We start from the raw sequence: 9406 nt of genomic DNA on the forward strand, positions 1-9406 counted from the left end.
CGCTCCTGTCTGATCTGCAGTGATGATGTGATGGCGTCGCGTTCGACTGCGGCGATCAGCAACAGGCTCCGGTCGCCGCGGAGAAGCAGCGTCCGGCGAGGCGCTTGCGCACCAGGCGGCGGGCTGCGGTTCTCGTTCTCATCTGGGCGATCCCATGGGTTGAGCGGCAATGGCCGTGAATATCCGTTCAGGAGCTCACGGCGTCAATGAAATGGAAATTCAAAGATTGCGAGGACGCGCAGCGTTTGTTTCAGAAGCGGACACGCCCGGGCAAATAGTCGTTCGTCGATACGCCAGCTCGGATTGCGACGAAGTCGCAGAGGCCGCAGCCTCTGATAGCAATACATGGCTGCAGCTGCGGCAGGCTATTTGGCTCGATTGAACTGATAAGAGCCCTGCAGGAACACGCCATAACGTTCCGTCGTATATCTCAGGACTTGATTGAACGAATCGACCGCATTGGTGCTGAGATGCCACCAGCGTCCACCGATGCCGACGCGGAAATTATCGGTCAGCTGGTAGTTCAGCACGGTCTCGGCCTGGAATCCCGATCCTTGTCCCGAGGCGGGATCACGTCCGAACGTGAAATAGTGCGTGTCGACCGCCTTCTGCGAAGTCCACACGTAAGCGGCCTCCGCCTGCCAGCTCAGGCGGTCCGACAGCCGCGTATTGAGTGCGACACCGGCCCGTCCGCTGTGCCAGTGGTCCTGCTCGGTCACCACCTTGACGCCCGGCCCCAGCGCCGGGTTGCAGATCACCGGATTGCCGCCCACCTGGGTGCAGCCTCGCGCGTCCGCCGTCTCGGTCCAGTATTGATAGCCGACGAAGGCGCCCAACCGGAAACGGTCGGTCTCCAGCAGGTTGAAACCGACATCGAGATTGGCATATTGCAGCCGTCCGCCGACATTGCTGACGGTCTTCGATGACGGATTGACGAACGGAGCGAAATCCTCGTCGACCAGGCTGCCCGAGCTGATCTTGCCCGCCCCGACATAGCCCTTCAGAAACATGTTGGTGAACGGGCCGTCGAGCGCATCGATCCTGAAGAACATCTCGCCGCTGTGCCCGGTCATTCCGCCATAAGCGAGCCGGGAGACCTGAAGCGTCGCGGCCTGATCGGCAAAATAGCGGTAGCGGTTCTGCCCCGAGCTGAACCAGTAGCGCACACCTGTTTCCAGCATATAAGACGGAAGGATCGACGCGCGCGACCGCAGCGGCATGTCGCCCGCGCCCTGGCCGCCCTGCAACGCCGCGGGCCTGGCCCAGGCGCAACTGACGATCGAGGCATTACACTTCGTGACACCGTCGGCGTTGAAATCGCGCCGCAACGTGACCGTCGCGAACAGGTCCTTTGTCGTCGTCTTGACGTTGGCCAGCGTGCTGTCGACGTACCGGTAGCCTAGTTCTGTCTCCAGGCTGATCTCCTTCGACCAGAGATAGCTGACCAGCAGCGACGGCAGGATCGTGTACTCCTTCAAGTCGGTCCGGGTCCCGGATCTATAGCCCATCCGCAGTCGTGGGCTGATGGCGAGATCGGGCGTGATCGGATAGCGCGAGGCAAGATCCAGCACGTAGAACTTCGAGTCGGCCAGACTGGCGTAGCGGAGCGCACCCATGAACAGGTCGCCCGGCTTGATGATGCTGTTCCCGGTCAACTGAGTCGACAGATAATATTCGAGACCGCTCGCCGGCGTGCCGTCGACGCCTCCGGACGGCAACGTGCCGGTCAGATTGGTCACGGTGGCATCGGCCGCGACCTGCCAGGTCTCGTTCAGGGGCCGCGAATAGCTCACCATCGCCGACTGGAATGTTGGCGTGCGGTCGATCGCGAGCTGCTTGATCTCCGCTGCGGTATTAAACTTCATCATGTCATAGAGCGTGAGGAACGGCTGGCCCTGCAACGCATTCCAGGTCGAGAGAAATGGAACTCGTCGATAGTCGACCGAGGCGTTGATGACCGACTTGTCCTCGAACGTATACGTGCCCGAGAACACGGCAGCATTGAGCGCGCGGAAATGCGTGTCGTAGTCGATCATTCCGAGCAGCGACTTGTTGGTGTCGAAATAGCGGAACTCCGCGCCGACAGCCTGGCGGTCGACGATGTTGCGGTCATATTGCGTGATCAGGTAGACGGTGGTCTCGAGCCCGCCGAGGATCTTGCCGAAATCGATGCTCGCGCCATAGAGCGTCTTGCCATCCTTGAACGGCGCGTCGAAGCGGCTCCAGTTCGGTGCGCCCGCGAGCACGTTCAGGCGCAGCCCGGGGCTCTTCTGCCAGCTCAGCACCGCGCCGTCGAAACGGCCGATCACGCCGCCGGTGTTGCGCGATTGCCGTCCGATGCGCAACGTCACGTCGGCTTCCTTCAGAGTATAGTCGACTTGCGCAGTCGAGACTCCATACTTGTCGGTGCCGGTATCGAACTGGCGCTCGTGGGTGAACGCCAGCTTGAACTTGGTCCTGATGCGATCGTTGTCCGCCGTGCCGAGAAAATCGAAATTGGTGAGCAGCGTATTCTGGTGCACCCGGTGCGCATCCGGATCGGCATTCGGGTTGGGTGCAATCGCCCGGTCCTTGACGGCGCTGGTGGTGTCGTTGGTGATGAAGGTCGTCGAAAGGCTGCCCGACATCGTCCAGCGCGTATCGCCGTTCGGCCCGGCCGCCTGCGTCGGCGTGCCGGCCCCCATGTCGCCACCGTCGGGCGGAACCGGAGACATATCGCGCGGCCGCGCCGGTGCAGTGCTGGTCGCGGTGAGAAGCGCGGCGAGCCGCTGCCTCACCCGCTCTGCTCCCTCGCCGCTCGGATAGCGGCGCAGATAGTCCTCATATTCGGCCTGGGCTGCAGCGGTCTGGCCGGACTTCTGGCGCACCACGCCGAGCAGCTCCTGCGCCTCGGCGCTCGAGCCGTTCTCCGGGAGTTTCAGCACCTTCCTCAACAGATCGATCGCGGCACTGAAATTGCCTTTCTTGATCGCTGCGCGCGCCTCGTCCATCGAGGCCTCCGCAAAACGGATGTCCGCGGCCGACGCCTGCTGCATCGTGCGATTGTCGTTGCGGACCGACGCAGCCGCACCTGGGGTGGCGACCGGCTTCGGCGCACCCGGGTCGGCCACGCTCGGCAGCAGGGCCTTCACCTTGCACGCCGACACCGGGCCTTTGCGGGCAATGACGATCGCCACCTGCTCGAAGCTGCCGGATTGCACGATCTGGTAGGCGAACTCGCCTGCGAACTGGACGACGAGGTTCGGTCCCCTGTTCTGGTCGAGCGTCAGATAAACGTCCTGGATGCCGGAGCCCTGGGCATTTTCGACCCTCACCCCCTCGCGTCTGACCAGGCGTCGCGTGATGACGGCGTCGCGGTCGACCAGTTGCAGCGCGACGCTGAGCTGGCTGCCGTGATCGAGCGGGAAATGCCCGGTGTAGCGGACGCGAACATGGAAATTGACTTGCAGCAGGCTGCAATTGCCCACCGTCGTGGCATTTGAATTGGCAACGAACTGATCGATGACCGGTTGCGCCGGTGCCACTCCAGAGGCTGCATCGAGCAGCATTGCGAGCAGGCCGGACAGCAGAGGGATCACCCATCTGGCCGACCTCGCTGGCTCTGATTGTCTGAAGCGGCCCCCCCTCACCAGCCGCCTCCATTGACGCGGTGCTGCCGCTGGCGACGGGTAATGATCGCGGTCTGCGACTTGTCAGCATAGATATGGCACGCGCCGGTGCAGTCCTTGAGCTCGGCGACGGTGTAGTTCATCGGCGCCGGCTTCATGAGCTTGGCATGCTGCTGCGGCCGGAAATCACCCGCGTGACAGGCGGCGCAGTCGGGCTTGTAGGCCGCGAATTTGTACACGACGGCTTGCGCATTGCCGCTGTGGCAGCCGGTGCAGCCGATGGCGGCGCCATGGTTGGGATAGCTTGCCGACATATGCCGGTAGTTGACCGAGCTCCAACTGACCGTCCGGTGGCAGCTCTCGCAGGGTACGTTGGTCACGAAGTGCCTCGGCGACTTGCCGGAGGCATTGGAGCCGTTGTGACAACTGGCGCACGGCGCAGTCAGGCTGGTGTGATCCATCCGCGCGCCCGAGAACGACACGGTGTTCTTGTGGCAGCTTTCGCATGGCGCGCTGGTGACCACGTGGCGCGGCGGCTTGCCGTCGGCGGATGAGCCGTTGTGGCACGTCGCGCAGGCCGCCGTCGTCGCGGTGTGGCTGAAGCGGGCCCCACTGAACGTCGTCGTGCTCTTGTGGCAGGTCTCGCACGGCGCAGTCGTCGCGACGTGCTTCTGCGGCTTGCCGGTTGCGGCCATGCCGTTGTGGCAGCTCGCGCAGGCCGCCATCGTTCCGGTGTGGCTGAAACGGGCGCCACCGAACGTCGTCGTGCTCTTGTGGCAGGTCTCGCACGGCGCGTTGGTCGCGACGTGCTTTGGCGGCTTGCCGGTGGCCGCCATGCCGTTGTGGCAGCTCGCGCAGGCCGCCGGCGTTCCGGTGTGGCTGAAGCGGGCGCCGCTGAACGTCGTCGTGCTCTTGTGGCAGGTCTCGCACGGCGCCGCAGTCGCAATGTGCTTCGACGGCTTGCCCGGTGCGCTCGCGCCGTTGTGGCAGGATACGCACGGTCCTTGCGCCATCATGTGATTGAATCGCGCGCCGGCCTCCGTGCCGTTCGACCCGGCGAGGCCCGCCCTCGGATTCAGCGTCGGCAGCAGCGATGGCATCCGACCCGCGTTCTGGGACGCCGCTGCATCGGAACTGGCGGCACCGATCGACGGCAGGAGCTTGCCGCCCTGCTCGTTCGGCACGGGCGCCGAAGGAGCGGATGTCGTCCTTGGAGTGCTCAGCGGCTGCGACGCCGACGCCACGTCGCCAGCTGTTGCCGCGGCAGGCGCACCGGCCGGGACCCCTGCCCTGGGATCGGTCGTGGCGGCCGTCGACGTCGCAGCTGTATTCGCCAGAGGCTTGCTGCTGAACAACAGCGTCGAACTGGATGGAGCAGCAGGCTTCGCAGCACCGCCGGCGGCAGCCGCGGCCGGCGCTGAGCTCGTACCCGGCTCGGGCGTCGTGGCAGCCGTCATCGTACGGTTCGCGGTCGATGCTGGCGTCACCGCCTTGACGACGGGCGCCTGAGCGGGGACCACCGACCTGGCCGTCGTCGCGCAGCCCGCCGCCGGCTTCTGAGGGTCGTCGTCCCAGGTCGAAAAATTGGCGGCGGCGCGCACGTGGCAGCAGCCGCAATCCTGCGCCTTGGCGCCGTGATCCGGCCCCTGCGCGCCTCTGCGGCCCTGGCCGCGATACGCGCCGTTGTGACAGCTGTCGCAGCGCGTTGCATGCACGGCGGAATGACTCATGGTGTAGGTCGCGAAGCTCGCCGCGGTATTGCTGTGGCAGTTCGAGCACTGGACGCCGGTCACCGGAATGTGCGGCGGCGTGGTCAAACCCTTCGCGCTCGAGCCGTTATGGCAGGTCGAGCAATTGGTATTGGCCGCGGAATGGGTGAACGCCGCGCCGCCCCAGCTGGTGAAGCCACCGCTTGCAGCTTTGCTGTGGCAGCTGACGCAGTCGGCTCCGCCGGTGGCGACATGGTTCGGAAATGACGCGGTGCCCAGCGCACCCCTGGTGCCCTGGCCGGTGAAGCTGCCGTTGTGGCAGCTGTCGCAGCGCGCCGTCGAAACGGCAGCGTGGTTCATGTTGTAGGTGGTGAAGCTCGCCGCGGTGTTGCTGTGGCAGTTCGAGCACTGGACGCCGGTCGCCGGAACGTGTGGCGGCGTGGTCATGCCCATCGCCGTCTTGCCGTTGTGGCAGGTTGCGCAATTGGTGTCGGTGGCGGCATGCTTGAACGCCGCCCCACCCCAGCTGGTGAAACCGCCGCTTGCAGCTTTGCTGTGACAGCTGACGCAGTCGGCCCCGCCGGTGGCGACGTGGTTCGGATACGACGCGGTGCCCAGCGCGCCCTTGGTGCCCTGGCCGGTGAAGGAGCCGTTGTGGCAGCTTTCGCAGCGCGCCGTCGTCACCGCGGCGTGGTTCATCGTGTAGGTCGTGAAGCTCGCCGCGGTGTTGCTGTGGCAGTTCGAGCACTGCAGCGTCCCGGTCGGGATATGCGGCGGCGTCGTCATGCCCATGGCCGTCTTGCCGTTGTGGCAGGTCGCGCAATTGGTGTCGGTGGCCGCATGCTTAAACGCCGCGCCGCCCCAGCTGGTGAAGCCGCCGCTGGCAGCTTTGCTGTGACAGCTGACGCAGTCCGCGCCGCCGGTGGCGACATGGTTCGGGAATGACGCGGTGCCCAGCGCGCCCTTGGTGCCCTGGCCGGTGAAGGAGCCGTTGTGGCAGCTGTCGCAGCGCGCCGTCGCCACGGCGGCGTGGTTCATGGTGTAGGTGGTGAAGCTCGCCGCGGTGTTGCTATGGCAGTTCGAGCACTGCAGCGTCCCGGTCGGGATATGCGGCGGCGTGGCCATGCCCAGCGCCGTCTTGCCGTTGTGGCAAGTCGCGCAGTTGGTGTCGGTAGCGGCATGCTTAAAAGCCGCGCCGCCCCAGCTGGTGAAGCCGCCCGAGGCCGCCTTGGCGTGACAGTTGACGCAATCGGCCCCGCCGGTGGCGACGTGGTTCGGATACGACGCGGTGCCCAGCGCTCCCTTGGTGCCCTGGCCGGTGAACGAGCCGTTGTGGCAGCTGTCGCAACGCGCCGTCGCCACCGCAGTGTGGTTCATCGTGTAGGTGGTGAAGCTGGCCGCGGTGTTGCTGTGGCAGTTCGAACATTGCAGCGTCCCGGTCGGGATGTGTGGCGGCGTGGTCATGCCCATGGCCGTCTTGCCGTTGTGGCAAGTCGCGCAGTTGGTGTCGGTAGCGGCATGCTTGAACGCCGCGCCACCCCAGCTGGTGAAGCCACCGCTGGCAGCTTTGCTGTGACAGCTGACACAGTCGGCGCCGCCGGTCGCGACATGGTTCGGATACGATGCCGTGCCCAGCGCGCCCTTGGTGCCCTGGCCGGTGAAGGTTCCGTTGTGACAGCTGTCGCAGCGGGCCGTCGCCACCGCGGCGTGGTTCATCGTGTAGGTGGTGAAGCTGGCCGCAGTGTTGCTGTGGCAGTTCGAGCACTGCAGCGTCCCGGTCGGGATATGCGGCGGCGTGGTCATGCCCAGCGCCGTCTTGCCGTTGTGACAGGTCGCGCAGTTCGTATCGGTAGCGGCGTGCTTAAAAGCCGCCCCACCCCAGCTGGTGAAGCCACCGCTGGCAGCTTTGCTGTGACAGCTGACACAGTCGGCGCCGCCGGTCGCGACATGGTTCGGATACGATGCCGTGCCCAGCGCGCCCTTGGTGCCCTGGCCGGTGAAGGTTCCGTTGTGACAGCTGTCGCAGCGCGCCGTCGCCACCGCGGCGTGGTTCATGGTGTAGGTGGTGAAGCTGGCCGCGGTGTTGCTGTGGCAGTTCGAGCATTGGACGCCGGTCACCGGAACATGCGGCGGTGTCGTCAAACCCAGCGCCGTCTTGCCGTTGTGGCAGGTGGCGCAATTGGTGTCGGTGGCGGCATGCTTGAACGCCGCGCCGCCCCAGCTGGTGAAACCGCCCGAAGCCGCCTTGGCGTGACAGCTGACGCAGTCGGCGCCACCGGTCGCGACGTGGTTCGGATACGACGCGGTGCCCAGCGCTCCCTTGGTGCCCTGGCCAGTGAAGCTGCCGTTGTGGCAGCTGTCGCAACGCGCCGTCGCCACCGCGGCGTGGTTCATCGTGTAGGTGGTGAAGCTGGCCGCGGTATTGCTGTGGCAGTTCGAGCACTGGACGCCGGTCACCGGAATGTGCGGCGGCGTGGTCATCCCCATCGCCGTCTTGCCGTTGTGGCAAGTCGCGCAGTTGGTGTCGGTAGCGGCATGCTTGAACGCTGCGCCGCCCCAGATGGTGAAGCCGCCCGAGGCCGCCTTGGCGTGACAGTTGACGCAATCGGCCCCGCCGGTCGCGACGTGGTTCGGGTACGAGGCGGTACCCAGCGCCCCCTTGGTGCCTTGGCCGGTGAAGGAGCCGTTGTGACAACTGTCGCAGCGCGCCGTCGCCACCGCGGCGTGGTTCATGGTGTAAGTGGTGAAGCTCACCGCCGTGTTGCTGTGGCAGTTCGAGCACTGCAGCGTCCCAGTCGGGATGTGCGGCGGCGTGATCATGCCCAACGCCGTCTTGCCGTTGTGGCAGGTCGCGCAATTGGTGTCGGTGGCGGCATGCTTGAAAGCCGCCCCACCCCAGCTGGTGAAGCCGCCGCTTGCAGCTTTGCTGTGACAGCTGACGCAGTCGGCGCCGCTGGTGGCAACGTGGTTCGGATATGACGCCGTGCCCAGCGCCCCCTTGGTGCCCTGGCCGGTGAAGGAGCCGTTGTGGCAGCTGTCGCAGCGCGCCGTCGTCACCGCGGCGTGGTTCATGGTGTAGGCCGTGAAGCTCGCCGCGGTGTTGCTGTGGCAGTTCGAGCATTGCAGCGTCGCAGTCGGAATGTGCGGCGGCGTCGTCATGCCCAGAGCGGTCTTGCCGTTGTGGCAGGTCGCGCAGTTGGTATCGGTGGCCTTGTGAGCGAAGGCGCCGCCGCCCCAGCTGGTGAAGCCGCCCGAGGCCGCCTTGGCGTGGCAACTGACGCAGTCAGCGCCGCCGGTGGCGACATGGTTCGGGAATGACGCGGTGCCCAGCGCGCCCTTGGTGCCCTGGCCGGTGAAGCTGCCGTTGTGACAGCTATCGCAGCGCGCCGTCGCCACCGCGGCGTGGTTCATCGTGTAGGTGGTGAAGCTGGCCGCGGTGTTGCTGTGGCAGTTCGAACATTGCAGCGTCCCGGTCGGGATGTGTGGCGGCGTGGTCATGCCCATGGCCGTCTTGCCGTTGTGGCAAGTCGCGCAATTGGTGTCGGTGGCGGCATGCTTGAAGGCTGCGCCGCCCCAGCTGGTGAAGCCGCCCGAGGCGGCCTTGGCATGACAGCTGACGCAGTCAGCGCCGCCGGTCGCGACGTGGTTCGGGTACGACGCCGTGCCCAGCGCGCCCTTGGTGCCCTGGCCGGTGTAGCTGCCGTTGTGGCAGCTGTCGCAGCGCGCCGTCGCCACCGCGGCGTGGTTCATCGTGTAGGTGGTGAAGCTGGCCGCGGTGTTGCTGTGGCAGTTCGAGCACTGCAGCGTCCCGGTCGGGATATGCGGCGGCGTGGTCATGCCCAGCGCCGTCTTGCCGTTGTGGCAGGTCGCGCAATTGGTGTCGGTCGCGGCATGCTTGAACGCTGCGCCGCCCCAGCTGGTGAAGCCACCCGAGGCGGCCTTGGCATGACAGCTGACGCAATCCGCGCCACCGGTGGCGACGTGGTTCGGGTACGACGCGGTACCCAGCGCCCCCTTGGTGCCCTGGCCGGTGAAGGAGCCGTTGTGACAACTGTCGCAGCGCGCCGTCGCCACCGCGGCGTGGTTCAT

The 9406-nt window shown here is 65.9% G+C and carries 2 protein-coding genes; both read right to left on the bottom strand.

Annotation, left to right across the window (positions count from 1 at the left end; genetic code table 11):
• Positions 1-365: 365 nt before the first annotated feature.
• Complete coding sequence (locus tag ACQR1I_RS31430) at positions 366-3578, bottom strand: hypothetical protein (RefSeq protein ID WP_434869968.1); 3213 nt, start codon at positions 3576-3578, stop codon at positions 366-368.
• 47 nt (positions 3579-3625) lie between these two features.
• Positions 3626-9391: a hypothetical protein gene (locus ACQR1I_RS31435; protein ID WP_434869967.1), complete on the bottom strand. Its 5766-nt coding sequence runs from the start codon at positions 9389-9391 to the stop codon at positions 3626-3628.
• Positions 9392-9406: the final 15 nt, after the last annotated feature.

The sequence above is a fragment of the Bradyrhizobium sp. HKCCYLS2038 genome (genome assembly GCF_051167655.1).
Taxonomy (GTDB): domain Bacteria; phylum Pseudomonadota; class Alphaproteobacteria; order Rhizobiales; family Xanthobacteraceae; genus Bradyrhizobium.